17 protein-coding genes are annotated in these 20,031 nt (G+C 70.5%); 10 read left to right on the top strand and 7 right to left on the bottom strand.

The annotated features are described in order from the left end of the window. The 3 genes from mmpL3 to trmB form a co-directional block, all read right to left on the bottom strand. Positions 1-2,328: trehalose monomycolate exporter MmpL3 (mmpL3, locus tag MTAB308_RS14610; RefSeq protein ID WP_077100211.1), on the bottom strand; the 2,328-nt coding region annotated here is incomplete at its 3' end. 48 nt (positions 2,329-2,376) lie between these two features. Continuing rightward, entirely contained in the window at positions 2,377-3,093 is a 717-nt protein-coding gene (locus MTAB308_RS14605) for an NYN domain-containing protein (RefSeq protein ID WP_077100041.1), read from the bottom strand. Further along, positions 3,090-3,998, bottom strand: coding sequence for a tRNA (guanosine(46)-N7)-methyltransferase TrmB (trmB, locus tag MTAB308_RS14600; protein WP_425436264.1), 909 nt, complete (start codon positions 3,996-3,998; stop codon positions 3,090-3,092). Before trmB ends, MTAB308_RS14605 begins: the two co-directional genes overlap by 4 nt. Positions 3,999-4,118: 120 nt before the next feature. On the opposite strand from trmB, the gene MTAB308_RS14595 reads away from it, so the two are divergent. From MTAB308_RS14595 to MTAB308_RS14585, 3 genes are all read left to right on the top strand, one after another. Beyond that, positions 4,119-5,180: a hypothetical protein gene (locus MTAB308_RS14595; protein WP_077100039.1), complete on the top strand. Its 1,062-nt coding sequence runs from the start codon at positions 4,119-4,121 to the stop codon at positions 5,178-5,180. Next, positions 5,177-6,700, top strand: a complete 1,524-nt coding sequence (locus MTAB308_RS14590; protein ID WP_077100210.1) for a hypothetical protein — start codon at positions 5,177-5,179, stop codon at positions 6,698-6,700. The genes MTAB308_RS14595 and MTAB308_RS14590 overlap by 4 nt, the downstream gene beginning before the upstream one ends. A 187-nt stretch (positions 6,701-6,887) precedes the next feature. Next, positions 6,888-8,717: a phosphoenolpyruvate carboxykinase (GTP) gene (locus MTAB308_RS14585; RefSeq protein WP_077100038.1), complete on the top strand. Its 1,830-nt coding sequence runs from the start codon at positions 6,888-6,890 to the stop codon at positions 8,715-8,717. On the opposite strand, the gene soxR is transcribed toward MTAB308_RS14585, so the two are convergent. Next, positions 8,714-9,181 carry a redox-sensitive transcriptional activator SoxR gene (gene soxR, locus MTAB308_RS14580; protein ID WP_077100037.1) on the bottom strand — a complete coding sequence of 156 codons (468 nt, stop codon included), beginning with the start codon at positions 9,179-9,181 and terminating at the stop codon, positions 8,714-8,716. The two genes, MTAB308_RS14585 and soxR, sit on opposite strands and share 4 nt — an antisense overlap. 66 nt (positions 9,182-9,247) lie before the next feature. Here soxR and MTAB308_RS14575 point away from each other — a divergent pair, with 66 nt between their 5' ends. From MTAB308_RS14575 to MTAB308_RS14560, 4 genes are all read left to right on the top strand, one after another. Continuing rightward, positions 9,248-9,955 (top strand): SDR family oxidoreductase, encoded by a 708-nt coding sequence (locus MTAB308_RS14575; protein ID WP_077100036.1) that lies wholly within the window; start codon positions 9,248-9,250, stop codon positions 9,953-9,955. After that, positions 9,952-11,025, top strand: coding sequence for an S-adenosylmethionine:tRNA ribosyltransferase-isomerase (locus MTAB308_RS14570; RefSeq protein ID WP_083746528.1), 1,074 nt, complete (start codon positions 9,952-9,954; stop codon positions 11,023-11,025). Before MTAB308_RS14575 ends, MTAB308_RS14570 begins: the two co-directional genes overlap by 4 nt. 66 nt (positions 11,026-11,091) lie before the next feature. Next, positions 11,092-12,609: a fatty-acid--CoA ligase FadD4 gene (fadD4, locus tag MTAB308_RS14565; protein WP_077100035.1), complete on the top strand. Its 1,518-nt coding sequence runs from the start codon at positions 11,092-11,094 to the stop codon at positions 12,607-12,609. Positions 12,610-12,612: 3 nt separating this feature from the next. Next, positions 12,613-13,575 carry an enoyl-CoA hydratase/isomerase family protein gene (locus MTAB308_RS14560; RefSeq protein ID WP_077100034.1) on the top strand — a complete coding sequence of 321 codons (963 nt, stop codon included), beginning with the start codon at positions 12,613-12,615 and terminating at the stop codon, positions 13,573-13,575. Position 13,576: 1 nt separating this feature from the next. Here the strand turns inward: MTAB308_RS14560 and MTAB308_RS14555 are convergent, their stop codons facing one another. Together MTAB308_RS14555 and MTAB308_RS14550 are read right to left on the bottom strand one after the other, a co-directional pair. Continuing rightward, positions 13,577-13,984, bottom strand: coding sequence for a CD225/dispanin family protein (locus MTAB308_RS14555; RefSeq protein WP_066917404.1), 408 nt, complete (start codon positions 13,982-13,984; stop codon positions 13,577-13,579). A gap of 84 nt (positions 13,985-14,068) precedes the next feature. Then, positions 14,069-15,196 (bottom strand): acyl-CoA dehydrogenase family protein, encoded by a 1,128-nt coding sequence (locus MTAB308_RS14550; protein ID WP_108637321.1) that lies wholly within the window; start codon positions 15,194-15,196, stop codon positions 14,069-14,071. A gap of 233 nt (positions 15,197-15,429) precedes the next feature. On the opposite strand from MTAB308_RS14550, the gene MTAB308_RS14545 reads away from it, so the two are divergent. Genes MTAB308_RS14545 through MTAB308_RS14535 form a run of 3 tightly spaced genes read left to right on the top strand, consistent with a single transcriptional unit; the run spans position 15,430 to position 18,960 of the window. Beyond that, a complete protein-coding gene (locus MTAB308_RS14545) occupies positions 15,430-16,434 on the top strand; it encodes a MaoC family dehydratase (RefSeq protein WP_077100032.1) in 1,005 nt (334 codons plus the stop codon). Positions 16,435-16,459: 25 nt separating this feature from the next. Further along, a complete protein-coding gene (locus MTAB308_RS14540) occupies positions 16,460-17,662 on the top strand; it encodes a CoA transferase (RefSeq protein WP_077100031.1) in 1,203 nt (400 codons plus the stop codon). Further along, a complete protein-coding gene (locus tag MTAB308_RS14535; protein ID WP_077100030.1) occupies positions 17,656-18,960 on the top strand; it encodes an amidohydrolase family protein in 1,305 nt (434 codons plus the stop codon). The genes MTAB308_RS14540 and MTAB308_RS14535 overlap by 7 nt, the downstream gene beginning before the upstream one ends. A gap of 7 nt (positions 18,961-18,967) precedes the next feature. Here the strand turns inward: MTAB308_RS14535 and MTAB308_RS14530 are convergent, their stop codons facing one another. Then, positions 18,968-19,870 (bottom strand): alpha/beta hydrolase, encoded by a 903-nt coding sequence (locus MTAB308_RS14530; RefSeq protein ID WP_077100029.1) that lies wholly within the window; start codon positions 19,868-19,870, stop codon positions 18,968-18,970. Between the last annotated feature and the right edge of the window lie 161 nt (positions 19,871-20,031).

Genomic DNA, 20,031 nt, shown 5'->3' with positions numbered 1-20,031 from the left:
CCCGTTGAGGGTGGGCCGCTTGCGCTCGTCGGGGAGGTCGATCTCGCCCAGCCCGAGCCGGTCCTGCAGGCGCCGGGCCCAGCGGGGGGCCCACCAGCAGTCGTCGCCGAGCAGCTTCATCACCGAGGGCACCAGGAACATGCGCACCACGGTCGCGTCCAGCAGCAGCGCGGCCATCAACCCGAAGGCCAGGTACTTCATCAGCACGAGGTCGGAGAACACGAATGAACCGGCCACCACGGCGAGGACCAGCGCGGCTGCCGTGATCAGGCGCCCGGTGGTGGCGGTGCCGATCCGGATGGCCTCGGCGGTGGACATGCCGCGTTCGCGGGCCTCGACCATCCGGGACACCAGGAACACCTCGTAATCGGTGGCGAGGCCGAAACCCACGGCGACGACCAGCGCGATCAGCACCACCATGAGCGGTGTCGGTGTGAAGTTCAGCCACGTGGAGAAGTGCCCGTCGACGAATATCCACGTGAGAATGCCCAGCGTGGACCCGAGCGTCAGAGCACTCATCACCGTCGCCTTGATCGGCAACACCACCGACCCGAACGCGAGGAACATCAACAGCATGGTGGCGCTCAGCAACAGGACCAGCATCAGGGGAGCCCTGTCGAACAAGCTTTGGATGCTGTCCTGCTCGAGGGCCGGCGTGCCGCCGACCAGGAGGCTGAGCCCCTTCGGGGGGCTTATCGCCCGCAGTTCGCCGATCTTCTTGGCGGCGTCATTGCGATTGGACAGGCCGTTCTGGATCACCCGCACGGAGTCGTCTTTGGGCTGTGTCGTCCCGTTCGGGCCGTTGACGCAGGGGTTGCCGGCGATGGTGGGGCACGCCCGCTCCTGCCAGACCTTGTCGGTGAATCCGGTGATCGGCGCGATTCTGTTGCGGATATCGGCAACCTGCTGGTCGGTGACCTTGCTGCCGTTGTCACTCTTGATCACCACGGTCAGTTGCTCGGTCCGGTAACCGGGGAAGAGCTTGTCGAAGTGCTCCTGCGCCAGGCGGACGGGGTTGTTGGGCGGCAGGTACTTCTCGCTCATGCCACCGAACGACAGGTTGCCCAGCGGGATGACCAGCAGGATCATGCCGACGGCGATCGGGATGGCGAACGCCAGCGGCCGCTTCATCACGAAGTTGACCAGCTTGCCCCAGAACCCGGCCTCGACCTCTTCCCGGGTCTTGGTCTTCTGCAGCCGGTCCGCGAGCCAGTTGAGGTAGGCGCGCGACACCTTCCAGTTCCGCAGGAACGGAACGCGGAACGCGGTCCGCACGCCCAAGGCGTCGACGTGGCGGCCGAGGATGCCCAGGCAGGCCGGCAGCAACGTGATGGACAGCAGCGCCGCGAGGCCCACCGCGGCGAAGATCGCGTAGACCAGCGAATGCACGAAACCCTGCGGCAGCACCAGCAGGCTGGCGCTCGAGGCGATGATCAGCACCGCCGAGAAGGTGACGGTGCGACCGGCCGTCATGACGGTACGCCGCACGGCGGCCTCGGTGTCGTAGCCCTCGGCGATCTCTTCCCGGAACCGGCTCACCACGAACAGCCCGTAGTCGATGGCGATACCCAGACCGATCAGCGAGACCACCGGCTGGGCGAAGAAGTGCACCGGCCCGAACATGGCGGCGAACCGCAGGATGCCCAACGCGCCTGCGATGCTGAGCCCGCCCACGATGGCCGGTAGGCCCGCGGCGACCGCGCCGCCGAACACCAGGAACAGCACCACCGTCACCAGTGGCAGCGCGAGCACCTCCATGCGGCGCTGGTCGGTGGCGATGGTGCCGGTCAATGCGTTGGCGATCGGCTCCAGGCCGGCGAGCTCTACGGTGCCGCCGTCGAGCTTCTGCAGATCGGGCGCGATCGCCTTGTAGTTGTTGAGGATGGTGTCGTCGTCATTGCCCTTCAGGGGGATGCTGACGAAGGTGTGCTTCTTGTCCTCGGTGGCCATCCCCTTGATCAGCGGCGGCGCGTCGGCGGGGTCCGACAGGGCCAGCCAGCCGGCCCACCCGACGACCTGGTCGGGATGGTCGTTCTTGAACTTGTTGAGCTCGGCGACGACTTTGTCGCGCCACGCCGGGTCGTCGACGGTCTTGCCGTCTGGAGCGGTGAACGTGGCGACGATGTGGCTGGTTCGGTCGCGGCCGTAGGTCTGGTCGCCCAGCACCGAGGCCTTCACGGACTGGCTGCCCTCGTCGTAGTAACCGCTCTGCGTGACGTGCTTGCCCAGGCTCATGCCGAAGACGCCGCCGCCGAGGCACAGGGCCACCATGACCCCGATCACTATGTACCGGTAGCGGTACACGGTTCGACCCCACCAGGCGAACACGTAAGCTCCTTACTGGATCGCTAGCGACCCGCGCATTGTTTTCCAGTCTCACACACGCGTGGTCAACAGGGCGGACAGCGGCCGGAACGGCTGCAGCCAAGCCCCCTGATCAGGCAGCGAATCTAGACCGATCCGTGGCAACGGTTCCCGGAAAACACCGGCGATGTCTTCCAGGTCGACGAAGTCCAAGGTATCCGACGCTAGCGCCCAACTCGCGTGTTCGCGAAATCCGATCACTTGGACGGATACCCCGGTTTGCGAGATTTCCTCCAGCGGTTGCCGGAAGGCCTGGCCGTCGGCCGAGGCCACCACCAGCGCCGCCAGCCCCTCCTGGTGCCGCTGCGCGATGTGGGCGAGCATGTCGTGGTCAACGTCGCTGTCCTCGTCGATCTTCGGCTTGGCGAAGACGGCGAAGCCCACGTTGCGCAGCGCGTCCACCCACGGCCGGACGACGTCGGCGCTGCCCGGCGCGATGTTGGTGAACACGGTGGCCTCGGGTTCGATCACGACGCCGGGGCGACCGGCGCTGACCTCCGCGGTGCGCGCCAGCAGCCAGCGGCCGAGGGCGTCGAAACGCGGGCGCTCCAGGGCCGTCGGGCGGCGGCCCAAGATGGAGCCCAGGCCCATGTCGAGGTTGGGAGCGTCCCAGACCAGCAGGACCCGTCCCGCCGGTGGTTGGAAGCTGCTCAGGCCCTCCGCGGACAGAACCGCCGGTGCGTCCAGGGGCGCTTGTTCGGCCGCTGTGGTCTCTTCTGTCAGGCTCATGTCGTCGTCTTTTCCGGCCTTGTCCGGCCTTGTTCAGCCTTTATCCAGATGAATTCGTTCACGACGCTGCCCGCTTCTTGGGCCTTGGTTTCGTACTTGGTGGTGGGGCGCACGACCGAGATCGGCAACGGGCTGCCCGGCCCGACGCGTCGCAGCCGGGGTTCGGCATCGCCGACCTCGGCGATCTGCTCGGCGTAACCCGGGTGGTCCGTCGCGGCGTGCAGGACACCACCGGGGAGTAACCGGTCGGCGATCAGACCAATCGTGCCCGGCTGCAGAAACCGGCGCTTGTGGTGCCGGGCCTTGGGCCACGGGTCGGGAAAGAAGACGCGCACCCCGGTCAGCGAGCCCGGCGCGATCAGGCGGTCCAGCACCTCGATCGCGTTGCCCCGGATCAACCTGACGTTGTCAACCTGCTCGCGGTCGATCGCGCACAGCAGCTGGGCCAGGCCCCGCCGGTAGATCTCCACGGCGATCACGTCGATGTGGGGCTCTTCCTTGGCCATCGCTAGGGTGGATGTGCCACTACCGCAACCGATTTCGAGCACCAAGGGCGCCTCACGCCCGAACCACGCGTGGGTGTCCAGCGGCTCCGTGGGCCGGGGCGCCGCCGACGGGTCGGCGCCGACAGCGATGCCCAATTGCGGCCACAGCCGCTCCCACGTCTCGCGCTGGCCCCCCGACAGCGCGGAACGCCGCGAGCGAAAGCTGGTGGCCGGAAGGTGGCGCCGGTCGGTGCGGTCCGAATCGGGCGGTTCCGGGACCGCTCCCCCTCCTGCCTCCAGGACAGCCTCCACTCCCACCGGCGCGCCGGGACACGTCCCGACCCCGGGTTGCGCATGCATTTGTCCATCGTGGCCCATGAACCGCCGATGTAGCCGCCCCTGATCCAGATTGATACCCAACAGTTGCCTTCGGCTGGTAGCAGCCCGGTGGCTCGCATCTCGGTGACGTAGATGCCACCATTCGGTGGGACCAAATTGGCCGCTCGGCAAACGGACGCCCATCGGATGGAACGGGCAGGAATGACGGGACGGGGATACCACATATTCGTCGACGAGCTGCGGCGCTTCGCCGTCGGCCACGCCGACCCGCGCCTGACGGCGGCCGCCGAACGGTGCGCCGCGCCGCTGCGCGTGGCCGTCCGCGGGCGCCGCGGGGTCGGTCGCCGCTCGGTGGCGCGCGCCCTCGACCTCGCCGGGGGCGCGCACGGCATCACCGCGGCGACGGGGGTGACCGACACCGCCGACCTTGACGTCTACGTCACCGCCGAGGTGATCAAGCCCGAGGACACCGAGGCGATCGCCGCCGCCGCGCGCCCGGTGTTGGCGGTGCTCAACAAGGCCGACCTGACCGGTTCGCTGTCCGGCCGGTCCGGTGCCGGCCCCCTGGCGGCGGCGCGTTCACGCTGCGCCGAGCTGTCCGCGCTCGCGGGGGCGCCGGTGGAGCCGATGAGCGGATTGCTCGCGCTGGCCGCCGCGCGGGACCTGGATGGCGCGCTGTGGGCGGCGCTGCGGGCGCTGGCCGCCGATCCGGGCGGCGCCACCTGCCTCGACGGCTCGTTCGCCGGCTTCCTGGCCGCGGAGGTGGCGGTGCCGTCCGCGCTGCGGCTGCGCCTGCTGGACACGCTGGACCTGCTCGGCACCGCGCTCGGGATCGCGGCGGCCCGGCGGGACGCGACACCCGCGCAGGTCCGCGCCCTGTTGCGCCGCGTCAGCGGCGTCGACGCCGTCCTGACGAGGCTCTCGGTCCTCGGGGCCGGGGTGCGCTATCGGCGGGTGCTGCGGGCCGTCACCGAGCTGGAGGCCCTGGCGGTGGCCCGAGGCCGCACCGGCGCGGCGATCAGTGGCTTCCTCACCTGCGACGACACGGTGCTCGCGCGCATGGCGGCCGCCGTCGACGTCGCCGCCGCCGGGCTGGAGCCCGGCGCTGATCGGACCGCGCATCTGTCGCGCGCGGTGCGCTGGCAGCGCTACGGCCGGGGCCCGGTGAGCGAGTTGCAGCGCGCGTGTGCCGCGGACATCGCCCGCGGATCGCTCCGGCTGTGGTCACGCGCCGGTGGCTCGCTGTCCGGGGGGTCCTATTGAGCGGCGAGGACCCGGCCGCCCAGGTCGACGCGCTGGTGACGACGATCGGTCCCCGGCTGGATCCGCCGGCCGTCAACCGCCGCGACGTCGTGTTGGTGACGGGCCCCTGGCTGGCCGGCGTCACCGCGGTGGTCGGGGCGCTGCGCGAACGGCTGTCTCACCACAAGTTCGTCGAGTCGAGCGACCTGGGACCCGGTGACGCGCCGACCGCGGTGGTGTTCGTGGTGTCCGCGGCGGCGCAGCTGACCGCCTCCGACTGCGCGCTGCTCGATGCCGCCGCCGAGCACACCGACGTCGTCGTCGGCGTGGTGTCCAAGATCGACGTCCACCGCAACTGGCGCGACGTGGTGGCCGCCAACCGCGACATCCTGGCCGCGCATGCGCCGCGCTACGGCCGGGTGCCGTGGGTCGGTGCGGCCGCCCTGCCCGACCTCGGCGACCCGGACGTCGATGACTTGGCGCAGACCGTCGCGGCGCAACTCGCCGACGCCGACATTCCACGGCGAAACAGGTTGCGCGCCTGGGAATCCCGGCTGCAGACGGTGATCCGGCGGTTCGACCGCGACGCCGAGGGCGCCGGCCGGCGGGCCCGGGTGGACGCGCTGCGCGAGGAGCGCGGCACGGCCCTGCGGCAGCGGCGGCAGTCCAAAACGGAGCGCACCATCACGCTGCGCGGCCAGATTCAGCAGGCCCGGGTGCAGTTGTCCTACTTCGCACGCAACCGCTGTTCGTCGGTGCGCGGCGAGTTGCAGGAAGACGCGGCGGGGTTGTCCCGGCGGGAGATGCCGGGCTTCGAGGCGTACGCGCGCGGGCGGGTCGGCGAGGTGGTGGCCGAGGTGAGCCAGGGAACCGCCACCCAGCTGGCCGACGTCGCGCAGGTGCTGGGCGTGTCGGCGGCGCTGCCCGCCTTCGGCGACGCCGAGGAGAAACTGCCGGCGGTCGAGGCCCCGCCGCCACCGTTGAAATCCCGGCGGCAGGAGACGTGGCTGCTGATGCTGCTCGGCGCCGCGTTCGGCCTCGGCGTGGCGCTCACGCTCGGCCGGCTGGTGGGCGGGCTGACTTCCCGGCTGAGCCCCGCCCTGGCCGCCGCGGGGGCTGCGGGGTGCGTCGCCGTCGGGCTGGCGGTCACGTTCGTGGTCGTCCACATCCGCGGCCTGCTGCGGGACCGGGCGTTGCTGGACCGCTGGGCGGGCGAGATCACGGCGTCGCTGCAGTCGGCGGTGGAGGAGCTGGTCGCCACCCGCGTGCTGGTCGCCGAATCGCTACTGAGCACCGCGCTGGTCGCGCGCGACGAGGCCGAGAACGCGCACGTGGCCGAGCAGGTCAGCGCCATCGACAGCGAGCTGCGTGAGCACGCCATCGCGGCGGCGCGGGCCGCGGCGGCGCGGGACCGGGAGATGCCCACCGTGCAGGCCGCGCTGGACGCCGTGCGTGCAGAACTGGCCGAACCGGGTACATCCCAACCCGAGGGCAATACCGACCAATCAGTTTCAAGGAGCGAAAGTGGCGATCCCGGGTGACGTTGGACCCTGTTTCTGAATCGTTGTAGTGAGAAGGCTTATACCCGCCCGAGACCTCCCCGACAAGTGGATCACGATAACCTGTAGTTAACGCCACCATGTAAACAGTTGTGTGGGCGCCGACATATGCAATGCGTACGCAAGCGAGAGATGCCGGTTAGCAGGCAGAAGAATTCAGGAGAGTTCGATGACTTCAGCGACCATTCCCGGTCTGGACAGCGCACCCACCAATCACCCCGGCCTGCTGGCCTGGGTGGAGGAGGTTGCCGAGCTCACCCAGCCCGACCGGGTGGTGTTCGCTGACGGCTCCGACGAGGAGTGGAAGCGGCTGACTGATCAGCTCGTCGAGGCGGGCACATTCAAGCGGCTCAACCCCAAGGAGTACCCGAACTCCTTCCTGGCGCTGTCGGATCCGTCCGACGTGGCGCGGGTGGAGTCGCGGACCTTCATCTGCTCGGAGCGCGAGATCGACGCCGGGCCGACCAACAACTGGATGGACCCCGCCAAGATGCGCTCCACCCTGAGCGACCTGTACCGCGGCTGCATGCGCGGCCGCACCATGTATGTGGTCCCGTTCTGCATGGGCCCGCTCGGCGCCGAGGACCCCAAGCTGGGCGTGGAGATCACCGACTCCGAGTACGTCGTCGTCTCCATGAAGGTGATGACCCGGATGGGCAAGGCCGCCCTGGACAAGATCGGCGACGACGGGTTCTTCGTCAAGGCGCTGCACTCGGTGGGGGCGCCGCTCGAGCCGGGCCAGAAGGACGTGCCGTGGCCCTGCAACGAGACCAAATACATCACGCACTTCCCGGAAACCCGCGAGATCATGAGCTACGGCTCCGGCTACGGCGGCAACGCCCTGCTGGGCAAGAAGTGCTACTCGCTGCGCATCGCGTCGGCCATGGCCCACGACGAGGGCTGGCTCGCCGAGCACATGCTGATCCTCAAGCTGATCTCGCCGGAGAACAAGGCGTACTACTTCGCCGCGGCGTTCCCGTCGGCGTGCGGCAAGACCAACCTGGCCATGCTGCAGCCCACCATCGAAGGCTGGCGCGCCGAGACCCTCGGCGACGACATCGCCTGGATGCGTTTCGGCAAGGACGGCCGGCTCTACGCGGTCAACCCGGAGTTCGGCTTCTTCGGCGTGGCGCCGGGCACCAACTGGAAGTCCAACCCCAACGCCATGCGCACGATCGCCGCGGGCAACACCGTGTTCACCAACGTCGCGCTCACCGACGACGACGAGGTGTGGTGGGAGGGCCTCGAGGGCGAGCCGGATCACCTGATCGACTGGAAGGGCAACGACTGGTACATCCGCGAAACGGAAACCAAGGCGGCGCACCCGAACTCGCGCTACTGCACCCCGATGTCGCAGTGCCCGATCCTGGCCCCGGAGTGGGACGACCCGCAGGGCGTGCCGATCTCGGGCATCCTGTTCGGCGCCCGCCGCAAGACCACGGTGCCGCTGGTGACCGAGGCGCGCGACTGGCAGCACGGCGTGTTCATGGGGGCCACCATGGGCAGTGAGCAGACGGCCGCCGCCGAGGGCAAGGTCGGCACGGTGCGCCGCGACCCGATGGCCATGCTGCCTTTCCTGGGCTACCACGTGGGCGACTACTTCCAGCACTGGCTCGACCTGGGCAAGAATTCCGACGAGTCCAAGCTGCCGAAGGTGTTCTTCGTCAACTGGTTCCGCCGCGGCGACGAGGGTCAATTCCTGTGGCCGGGCTTCGGCGAGAACAGCCGGGTGCTGAAGTGGATCGTCGACCGCATCGAGCACCGGGCCGGCGGGCAGGAGACGCCGATCGGCATCGTGCCTACCGCCAAGGACCTGGACCTCGACGGCCTCGACGTGGACGGCGCCGACGTCGAGCGGGCTCTGGCGGTCAACGCCGACGAGTGGCGCCAGGAACTGCCGCTGATCGAGGAGTGGTTCGAGTTCGTCGGTGACAAGCTGCCTACCGGCGTCAGGGACGAGTTCGAGGCGCTCAAGCAGCGGCTCGCCGAGTCGAGCTAGCCGCCGATCGCCTGCCGCCGCAACGACTTCGGCAGGTACACCGCGCCCGCCCCGGCGCCCGCCGCCACGTCGCCCGGGTTGGAGATGGCGCAGCGCTTCAGTGACAGGCAGCCGCAGCCGATGCACGAGTCGAGGTTGTCCCGCAACGCGATCAGCCCGGCGATCTGGTCATCGAGTCGCGCGCGCCACGCCCGGGACAGCCGGGCCCAGTCGGCCCGGGTGGGGGTGCGGCCGTCCGGGAGTGCGGCGAGTGCGGCAGCGATCTCGTCCAGGCTCAGGCCCACGTTTCGGGCGGCCTTGATGAAGGCCAGCCGCCGCAGCATCTGGCGTTCGAATCGGCGCTGACCGCCCGAACTCCGAGTCGCCGTGATCAGGCCTTGGCCCTCGTAGAACCGGATCGCCGAGGCGGCAAAACCGCTGCGCCGCGCGATCTCGCTGACGGAGAACAGATCCCGCTTGTCCATCTGGCCATCTCCGGATTCGAATCGAGTACTTGACTTGAAGTTTACTTTAACTATCAGTATGGGCGTATGACTCAATCTCACGTCGCCATCGTCACCGGCGCCTCCCGCGGGTTCGGGAAGGCGTTGACCGCCGCGCTGCTCGACCGGGGGTGGACCGTCGTCGTCGACGCCCGCCGTGGCTCAGACCTCAAATCCACTGTCGCCGAACTGAATTCGGGCCGGCTGATCCCGTTGCCCGGTGACGTCACCGACGCGTCGCATCGCGGCGCGCTGGTTTCCGCCGCGACCGGCGCCGGACCGCTTCGGCTGCTGGTGAACAACGCCAGCAGGCTGGGGCCCAGCCCGCAGCCGGCGCTCGCCGACTACCCGCCCGACGAGTTGCGGGCGGTGTACGAGGCCAACGTGTTCGCCCCGCTGGCGTTGATCCGCGCGGCGCTGCCCGCGCTCACCGCGAACGCGGGGACGATCGTCAACGTCACCTCCGACGCCGCCCTCGAGCCGTACCCGGGCTGGGGTGGGTACGGCTCGTCGAAGGCCGCGCTGGATCAGCTGTCGGCCATCCTGGCCGCGGAGGTCCCAGCGGTGGCGGTGTACGCCTTCGATCCGGGCGACATGCGCACCGAAATGCACCAGGCCGCCTTCCCCGGAGAGGACATCTCCGACCGCGCCGAGCCGGAAGCGAAAGTCCCGGCGCTGCTGCACCTGCTGGATACCCGGCCGCCCGCGGGCCGCTACCGCGCCGCCGATTCGGTGGTGTCCGGGGCGCGCTCATGACCGCCGCGGTGCGCCCGCGGACGCACTTTCGCCGCCCCCCGGGCTCCGACGCGGTCGAGCCGCCCGAGGCGCACGGCGTGGCCCGCGACGCGGTTCGGCTGCTGGTCGCCCGCCCGGGCCGGGTCGCCCACGCGCGCTTTGCCGACCTCGGAGATCACCTGCGACCGGGTGACCTGCTCGTGGTGAACAACTCGGCCACCCTGCCCGCCGCGGTCGACGGTCGCCGCGCCGGGCGGCCGATCGCGGTGCACTTCTCGACGGCACACGCCGAAAAGTCCTGGGTGGTGGAGTTGCGGCCCGCGGGCGACGCGGCCGGCCACCTCACCGACGTCCGGGCCGGTGAACGCATCGAGCTGCCGGGCGGCGCCGCGCTCGTCATCGTCTCGTCCTACCCCGAGCCCGAGGTCGACGGCGCGCGGTTGTGGGCGGCGCGGGTGATCCTGGAAGGGGAGGTGGTCACCTACCTTGCCCGGCACGGACGGCCGATCCGCTACGCGTACGTGCCGCGGCCATGGCCGCTGCGCTATTACCAGACGGTGTTTGCCCGGCGCCCCGGCAGCGCCGAAATGCCCAGCGCGGCAAGGCCATTCAGCGCCGAACTGGTCGCCGCTCTGGTCTCGGTCGGCATCGGCATCGCGCCGGTCACACTGCACGCCGGGGTGTCGTCGGCCGAAGCCGGCGAGCCGCCGGCCCCCGAGCTGTTCGAGGTGCCGGCGGCCACCGCGCGGATGGTCAACTCGGCGCGCGCGGCCGGCGCCAGGGTGATCGCCGTCGGCACCACGGTGACCCGCGCGCTGGAGTCGGCCGCCGGCCCGGCCGGCGTGGTGCGCCGGGCGGTCGGCCGCACCGACCTGGTGCTCGGCCCGGACCGCCCGTGCCGGGTGGTCGACGGCCTGATCACCGGGTGGCACGACGCCGGCGCCTCGCACCTCCTGCTGCTGGAGGCCGTCGCGGGCGCGGACCTGGTCGCACTGGCCTACCGCGAGGCCGTCACCCACGGCTACCTGTGGCACGAATTCGGCGACAGCGCGCTGCTGTTGCCGGAGCGCCGAGATTCCAAGGTTCTGTGACGGGTGTGGCTCCGCCCCGACCGGACACTTAACACCCGTCAACTTTCGCGGCGGTACAGTCCTCGCATGCAGATTCGTCCCCACGTCGGCGCCGACAAACCGGCCGTCATCCTGTACCCGTCCGGCACCGTCGTCACCTTCGACGAACTGGAAGCCCGCGCCAATCGCCTCGCGCATCGGTTCCGCCAGGCCGGCCTGCGGGAGGGGGACACCGTCGCGATCCTGATGGAAAACAACGAGCACATCCACGCGGTGATGTGGGCGGCTCGCCGCAGCGGCTTGTACTACGTGCCGATCAACACCCACCTGACCGCGGCCGAGGCCGCCTACATCGTCGACAACAGCAACGCCAAAGCCATCATCGGATCGGGCGCACTGCGCGACACTCTCACGCAGCTGCCCGAGCACCTCCCGAACGGGCTGCCCGAGTTGCTGATGATCGCCGACGGCGACCTGCCCGGCTGGGAGCGCTACCCCGAATGCGTTGCCCGCCAACCGGACACTCCCATCGACGACGAACTCGAGGGGGACCTGCTGCAGTACTCGTCGGGCACCACCGGCCGGCCCAAGGGCATCAAACGCGAACTGCCGCATGTACCGCCCGCCGAGGCGCCCGGGATGATGTCGGCCCTGGTCGAGTTCTGGATGACCCCGGAGTCGGTCTACCTGAGCCCGGCCCCGCTGTACCACACCGCGCCGTCGGTGTGGTCGATGAGCGCGCAGGCCGGCGGCATCACGACGGTCGTGCTGGAGAAGTTCGACCCTGAGGGCACGCTGGACGCCATCCAGCGGCACCGGGTCACCCACGGGCAGTTCGTGCCGGCGATGTTCACTCGCATGCTGAAATTGCCTGCTGCCGTTCGTGACTCGTACGACCTGTCCAGCCTGCAGCGGGTGATGCACGCCGCCGCGCCGTGTCCGGTGGAGATCAAGAAGCAGATGATCGACTGGTGGGGGCCGATCATCGACGAGTATTACGCGTCCTCCGAGGCGATCGGCTCGACACTGATCAGCGCCGAAGACTGGCTGGCGCACCCGGGTTCGGTGGGCAAGCCGATGGCCTGCCAGATCCACATTCTCGGCGAGGACGGAACCGAGCTGCCACCCGGCCAGCCCGGCGAGATCTATTTCGAGGGCGGGTATTCCTTCGAATACCTCAACGACCCGACGAAAACGGCGGCGTCGCGCGACCGGCACGGCTGGGTGACGGTCGGCGACGTCGGCTACGTCGACGAGGAGGGCTACCTGTACCTGACGGACCGGCGCCACCACATGATCATCTCCGGCGGCGTGAACATCTACCCGCAGGAAACCGAGAACCTTCTGGTCACCCACCCGAAGGTGTTGGATGCGGCCGTGTTCGGCGTTCCCGACGACGAGATGGGCCAGCGCGTCGTGGCGGCCGTGCAGACCGTCGACCCGGCCGACGCCACCGATGAGTTCTCCGAGGAGCTGACCGCATGGCTGCGCGACCGCCTGGCGCACTACAAATGCCCGCGGTCGATCGCCTTCGAGGTGCAGCTGCCGCGCACCGACACCGGAAAGCTCTACAAGAACGGGCTGATCGAGAAGTATTCGGTGTGACCCATGCGGGTCGTCGACGTCTGTAGCGAGGCCGACACGGGCGTCTCATCCCCGCCCGGAGTGATCGTCGCCGTCGGCGCCGCCGATGACATCGCGGTGGCCGGGTATTGGCTGGACACAGCGACTTTCACGCTGACCGAGGAACCGTGTGCGGATCGTCGGGTCGTCACGGTCGGCTCGGTGGCCGACGTCCTGGCCGAGCTGACGCGGCGCTGCGAACGGTGGCCGCACGCCAGTGCCGTGTGCGACGACGTCTTGCGCTCGGTCGACCCCGGCGGCCCGGCGCTGGGCGGGGTGATCACCGAGTCGTTGGCCTACTCGACCCTGCAGGCCGGCCCGGAGTTCGCGCGCTGGCTCGCCGAGCGCGGCCCGGCGGGGGTGCCCGAGCTCGCCGACCCGGTGCTGGCGCGGCGTGACGACAACACGTTGCGCATCACGTTCAACCGGCCGCAGCGGCACAACGCGTTCTCCACCGACGCGCGCGCCGCGCTGCTCGAGGCGCTGACCGTCGCGCAGCTGGACCCGTCGGTGACCGGGATCGTGTTGCGCGGCAACGGCCCATCGTTCTGCAGCGGCGGAGACCTCGCGGAATTCGGCACCTTCGCCGACCCCGCGAGCGCGCACCTGGCCCGCACCCGGCACAGCCCCGCGCTGGCGCTCGACGCGCTGACCGCCCGGCTCGGCCGGGCGTGCCGGGCCGAGGTGCACGGCCAGGTGGTGGGCAGCGGATTGGAGATGGCGGCGTTCTGCGGATGGGTTGAGGCGCGCGGGGATTCGGTGTTCGGGCTGCCCGAACTGGGCCTCGGCCTGATCCCCGGCGCCGGCGGAACCGTGAGCGTCACCCGCCGGATCGGGCGCTGGCGCACAGCCTATTTGGTGTTGTCCGGGCGCGCTATCGACGCCGATACCGCCCGAGCGTGGGGCCTGGTGGACGCGATTTATGTTGGCGCCCAGGGGCTTACCTAGCTCAGAAGCCGGAGTAGGTGGTGCTGGTCGTCGACGGGATGGACGAGACGATCGCGGCGAACATGGCGAACCACAGGATGACGCCGATGACATAGGCGGCCACACCGACCACCGCGCCGATGATGGCCCACTTCTTGGCGTTGTCGGCCGAGGCCTGCGCCTCGGCATACCGCCCCTGGGCCCACTGTCCGGAGACCCTGGTGGAGTAGACAAGCGAGACGATTCCGAACGGGAGGCAGCACAAGACCGTGACCAGGATCGCCCAGACGAGGTAGTTGTCCGGCTCGCGTTGCCCCGGCCAACCCGGCTGCGGGGCCGGGTAACCGGGGGGCGGCTGACCCGGCCAAGGCGGCTGCGGTTGGCCCTGCCATTCCGGCGAACCCTCGTAGGGCCCAGGGGGATAACTCATGGCAGCTGCCTCTCTTTGGCCTTGCTGGTGTGAGAAGTCCCGCAAATATACAGCACGGGCGGACGCCGACCCGGCGGATTTGCCTCAGATCCCGCCCCGGGCGACCAGCTGCGCCGCGATCACGTTGCGCTGGATCTCGTTGGTGCCCTCCCCGACGATCATCAGCGGCGCGTCGCGGAAGTAGCGTTCGACGTCGTATTCGGTGGAGTAGCCGTAGCCCCCGTGGATGCGGACGGCGTTCAGCGCGATCTCCATCGCGGCCTCGGAGGCGAACAGTTTGGCCATCCCCGCCTCCATGTCGCAGCGTTCGCCGCTGTCGTAGCGCTCGGCGGCATGACGGGTGAGCTGACGGGCGGCGGTGAGCTTGGTCGCCATGTCCGCCAGGTAATTACCTATTGCCTGGTGCTTCCAGATCGGGCGCCCGAAGCTCTCCCGCTGCTGCGCGTAGGCCAGCGCGTCCTCGAGCGCCGCGGCCGCCACGCCCAGCGCCCGGGCCGCCACCTGAATGCGGCCCGTCTCCAGCCCCTTCATCATTTGCGAAAAGCCCTCACCCATCGCGCCGCCCAGCACCGCGGATTCGGGTGCGGTGAAATCGTCGAAGGACAGCTCGCAGGATTCCACGCCCTTGTAGCCCAGCTTGGGCAGATCCCGCGACACCGTCAGGCCCGGCCCGTGTTCGACCAGCACGATGGAGATGCCCTTGTGGCGTGGCGCCGCGTTGGGATCGGTCTTGCACAGCAGCGCGATCAGGCCGGCCCGGCGCGCGTTGCTGATCCAGGTCTTGGCACCGTTGATCCGCAACCGACCGGAGCCGTCCGGCAGCGCGGTCGTCGTCATGTTCTGCAGGTCCGAGCCGCCGCCCGGCTCCGTCAGGGCCATGGTGGCCCGCAGCTCGCCGCCGGCCATCGGCGGGAGGTACGCGCGCTTCTGCTCCTCGGTGCCGAACAGCGTCAGCAGCTTCGCCACCACGGTGTGCCCGCCCATGGCGCCGGCCAGGCTCATCCAGCCGCGGGCCAGCTCCTCGGTGACGCGCACATAACACGGCATCGACACCGGCGACCCGCCGTACTCCTCGGGGATGGCCAGGCCGTAGATGCCGATCCGCTTCATCTGCTCGATCCACGCCTCGGGGTAGGTGTTGGCGTGCTCGAGCTCGCGGACGCCGGGCTTGACGTCGCGGTCGACGAACGCCCGCACCGTGGCGACCAGCATGTCCTCTTCGTCGTTCACCTGCGCGCACCTCCCACTGTCGAGATGGCGACCCGCTTCGCCCGGCTTCGCCGCGCTCGCGATCGCCACTGTTGAGGTGGCGACCCGCTTCGCCCGGCTTCGCCGCGCTCGCGATCGCCACTGTTGAGGTGGCGACCCGCTTCGCCCGGCTTCGCCGCGCTCGCGATCGCCACGCAGTTGACCCTCGATTCGACAGCCTGCCAGCATGTGGCGTTGTGACTAGTCACGGGTACGCGGGAATCCGCGAGGGCGGCCCCTACTTCGACGATCTCTCGGTGGGCCAGGTGTTCGACTGGGCGCCGGCGATGACGCTGTCGCCGGGTCTGGCCGCGGCCCACCAGGCGATCCTCGGGGACCGGCTGCGCCTGGCGCTGGACGCCGTGCTGTGCACCGCGGTCACCGGCGTGCAAGGGCCGCTGGCCCACCCGGGGCTCGTCTGTGACGTGGCGATCGGGCAGTCGACGCTGGCCACCCAGCGTGTGAAAGCCAACCTGTTCTACCGCGGCCTGGTGTTCCACCGCTTTCCCGTCGTCGGCGACACCATCTACACCCGCACGGAAGTGGTTGGGCTGCGGGGAAATTCGCCCAAGCCGGGCCGGGCGCCGACGGGAATGGCCGCGCTGCGGATGATCACCATCGACCAGGCCGACCGGCTGGTCCTCGACTTCTACCGCTGCGCCATGCTGCCGGCCAGCCCGGACTTCGATCCCGACCGGGCGCCCGGCGACGACCTCTCGGCCGTCGGCGCCGACGTGCCCGGCCCCCCGCACGATCCGACCGCGCACTGGGACGCCGACGTGTTCCGGACCAAGGTGCCCGGTCCGCATTTCGACGTCGGCCTGGCGGGCACGGTGCTGCGCAGCACCGGCGACGTGGTCAGCGGCGCGCCCGAGCTCGCCCGGCTGACCCTGAACATCGCAGCCACACACCATGATTCGCGTGCCGCCGGGCGCCGGCTGGTGTACGGCGGACACACCATTGGGCTGGCGCTCGCGCAGGCCGGCAGGCTGCTGCCCAATCTGACGACGGTGCTGGGCTGGGAGTCCTGCGAGCACACCGGCCCGGTCCACGAGGGCGACACCCTGTACAGCGAGCTGCATGTCGAGACCGCCCGGCCGACCGCCCACGGCGGGGTGCTGGGGCTGCGGTCGCTGGTCTATGCGGTGGGCGACCCCGACCGGGCGGTGCTGGACTGGCGGTTCAGCGCGCTGCATTTCTGAGTCGCGCCGGGACGCCGCGCGCACAATGGTGGGCGTGAGTTCGGCTTCGTCACGGTGGGAGGCCAGCTGGGGTAGCAGCGGGCTGGCCAGCCTGACCGGCCTGCCCGACGGGCCGCCCGACTTCTCCCGCGCGCACGTGCTGGCCCGCGCGGAGGAGGTGGCCACGGCCGTCCGTCGTCGAACCGGTATCCCCGTCAGCCCCGCCGGCCTGCTGGCCGGGCGGGCCGGGCTGCTCGGGCTGACGCGCCGCGGCCGGGTGTCGGCGGGCGGCGCCACCCGGTTGCTGCCGGCCCTGGATGGCTGGTGCGCCATCACGCTGTCGCGAGCCGACGACGTCGCCGCCGTGCCCGCGCTGCTGGAGGCCGACGAGGCGGCCGCCGACCCGTGGCCGCAACTGGGGCGCTGGGCGGCAACGCGACCGGTATCCGCGGTCACCGCCCGGGCGGCCCTTCTCGACATTCCCGCGGCCGCCCTGGACGAGGTCGCCGCCGCGTCGCCGCAGGTGCGGCACCTGGGCTTCCGGGTGCACCCGCGTGAGCCGGCCGGCCTGCTGGTGGCCGATCTGTCCTCGATGTGGGCCGGTCCGCTGTGCGGGCAGCTGCTGGCGCGCGCCGGGGCGACCGTCGTCAAGGTGGAAAGCCCGCGCCGCCCGGACGGCACCCGAGATGGCAACCCCGCCTTTTACGACTGGATGAACGGCGAAAAGCTTTCCTATTGCGTGGATTTCGACGGCGGTGCCGACGAGCTGCGCGAGTTGCTGGCGGTCGCCGACATCGTGATCGAGGGCTCGCGGCCCGCGGCGCTTCAGCGGCGCGGGCTGGGGCCGGACGCCATCGCGCCTCGGGCGGGCCGAATCTGGTTGCGCATCAGCGGCTATGACGACCTCAGGCCGGCGTTCGGTGATGACGCCGCCGTCGCCGGCGGCCTGGTGGGCACCGCCGCCGACGGACCGGTGTTCTGCGGGGACGCCATCGCCGATCCGCTGACCGGGCTGGAGGCGGCCCTGGCGGTGCTTGAATCGCTGGGCCGGGGCGGCGGTGAGTTGATCCACGTTTCCATGTCCGCGGTCGCCGCGACCTACGCGGCGTTACCGACCGAAGCGTCGGTCGGACCGTACCCGGCCCCGCCGCCGCAGGCCCCGCCGCCGTCGGCACCGGCGCCCGGACTCGGCGCCGACAACGACGCCGTGCGCAGGCTGGTGGCCGAAAGGCGTTGCCTGTCATGCTGATTCACCGGGCCACTTTGCTGGACGGCAGAACGGTCGACATCCGGGTCGGTGCGCAGATCGACGAGGTGGGGGACGGTTTGGTCGCCGGCCGCGGGGAGGGGGTGTTGTATGCCGGCGGCGGGACCGTCCTGCCAGGTTTGCACGACCACCATGTGCACGTGCGGGCGGCGGCGTCGGCCCTGGACTCCTTTTTGGTCGGGCCGCCTGGAGTCACCACCAAAGAGCAGCTGACGCAGCTGCTCTCGAACGCCACCCCCGGTCCCGACGGGTGGATTCGCGCCGTCGGCTACCACGAATCGGTCGCCGGCGAGCTGGACCGGACGGCCCTTGATGCCCTCGTCCGCAACGCCCCGGTGCGCATCCAGCACCGCAGCGGCGCGCTGTGGATCCTCAACTCCGAGGCGCTGGGCCGCGTCGGCCTGCCCGAACACCCCGACGGGCGGCTGCGCAGCGCCGACCGCGGCTGGTCGGACGCGCTGCAGCAGCGCGAATCCGACCTCGCGGAACTCAGCCGCCGCATCACCGCGTCCGGTGTCACCGGCGTCACCGACGCCACCCCTGATCTCGCCGCGGACGAGATGGTGTCGCTGGTGGTGGCGCACCGGCGCGGCGAGTTCCGGCCGCGGCCGAGCTTCCTGTCGCCGGGCAAGAAGATCCTGCAGGACGACCGCCTGGACCTGGACTCCCTCACGGCCTGGATCGACGGCCAGCACGCCGACGGCCGACCGGTCGCCGTCCACTGCGTGACCGCCGCCCAGCTGGTGGTCACCATCGCGGCCCTACGCGCGGCCGGCAGCCACCCGCTGGATCGCATCGAACACGCCGCCGTGGTGCCCGACGACAACCTGTGCGACCTCGCGGATCTCGGGGTCACGGTGGTGACACAGCCCAACTTCGTCGCCGAGCGCGGCGACCACTACCTCGCCGACGTGCCCGCCGCCGAGCACGGCGAGCTGTGGCGCGTCGCCTCGCTGCTCGACGCGGCGATTCCGGTGGCCCTCTCGACCGACATGCCGTTCGGCCACGGCGACCCATGGACGGCGATGCGCGCCGCGGTGTACCGCACTACCCCCAGCGGCGCCGTCCTCAACGCCGACGAATGTGTGCCTGCCCTAACGGCTTTGACGATGTTTCTGGGCCGCGCCGATCGGCCGGGCCGGCCGCGGACCGTTGAAGCCGGGCAGCCGGGGGACCTTTGCGTGCTGACCGAGCCGCCGGCGACGGCGCTGGCCGAACTGGACGCCGGCATGGTGGCGGCCACGATCATCGGCGGCGAGCTCGTCTACTTCGCGATGTGACCCGCGCTCAGGAGACCGGCTCGATCGCGGCCCGCAGACTGTCGCACTGGCTCTCGAAGAACCGCCTCGACACCGGGGCCTTCGCGGCCACCGCGTCGAAGCCGTGGAAGGCGCCCGGTACCACCTCGACGTGGCACGGCACTCCCGCGTCGACCAGGCGCTGGGCGTAGGCCAGGTCCTCGTCGTGGAACAGGTCGTGGGTGCCGACGCCGATCCACGCCGGTGGCAACCCGGCCAGGTCGTCGCGGCGCGCCGGCACCGCAACCTGCGGGTCGGCGTCGCCCAGATAGGCCGTCCAGCCGAAGTGGTTGCTGCGGGTGCTCCACAGCCGGTGGTTCGGGCTGGCGGCGGCGGCCGAACTCCGGTCGTCCAGCATCGGGTACGCCAGCACCTGGAACACGGGCCGCACCTCCCCGCGGTCCCGCGCCAACAGCGCCAGCGCCGCCGCGAGCCCGCCGCCGGCGCTGGCGCCGGCGATCGCCACCCGGTCGCGGTCCACCGCCGGCAGGTCGGCCAGCCAGATCAAGGCCGAATAGCAGTCCTCCAGCGGCGCGGGGTAAGGATGTTCGGGCGCCAGGCGGTATTCCACCGACGCGACGGTCATGCCCAGCCTCGAGCTGAACCGGCGGCACAGCCGGTCGTCCTGTTGGGCCCTCCCGATCACGTAGCCGCCGCCGTGGATCCACAGCAGCGCCGGTCCCGGTTGGGTCACGCCGGCGGGCCGGAAGAGCCGGACGCCGGCTCCGGAGCCGAGGGTGATCACCTCGACATCGGCTGGGGCGGGTTTGCGCCGGCGTCCCGTCACGGCGCTCAGGGACCGCACGATCGGCAGGCTGCGGGGACCGATGATGTGCCGGGGGGCGAGGCGGGCGATCCTGCGCAGGTCGGGGTGAACGTCGTCGTTCGACATCGGTTCAGTATCCATCCGGGCCCACCGCGGCACCGAATCACTGCCGTGAACCGCTGGGTTAGCCGATCGGAGATCGGGGTAGGAATCGGGTTGATCGAAACGCCGGCGCAACACGTGTCTATCCGCGTGCCGGCGATGCGGGTTCGCGTAACGACCCCCCA

Origin of the sequence: Mycobacterium terramassiliense, assembly GCF_900157385.1 — a bacterium.
In the GTDB taxonomy this organism is placed as follows: Bacteria; Actinomycetota; Actinomycetes; order Mycobacteriales; family Mycobacteriaceae; genus Mycobacterium; species Mycobacterium terramassiliense.
Note: the sequence above shows the minus strand (reverse complement) of the source record. Positions and strands in the feature narration are given on the sequence as shown.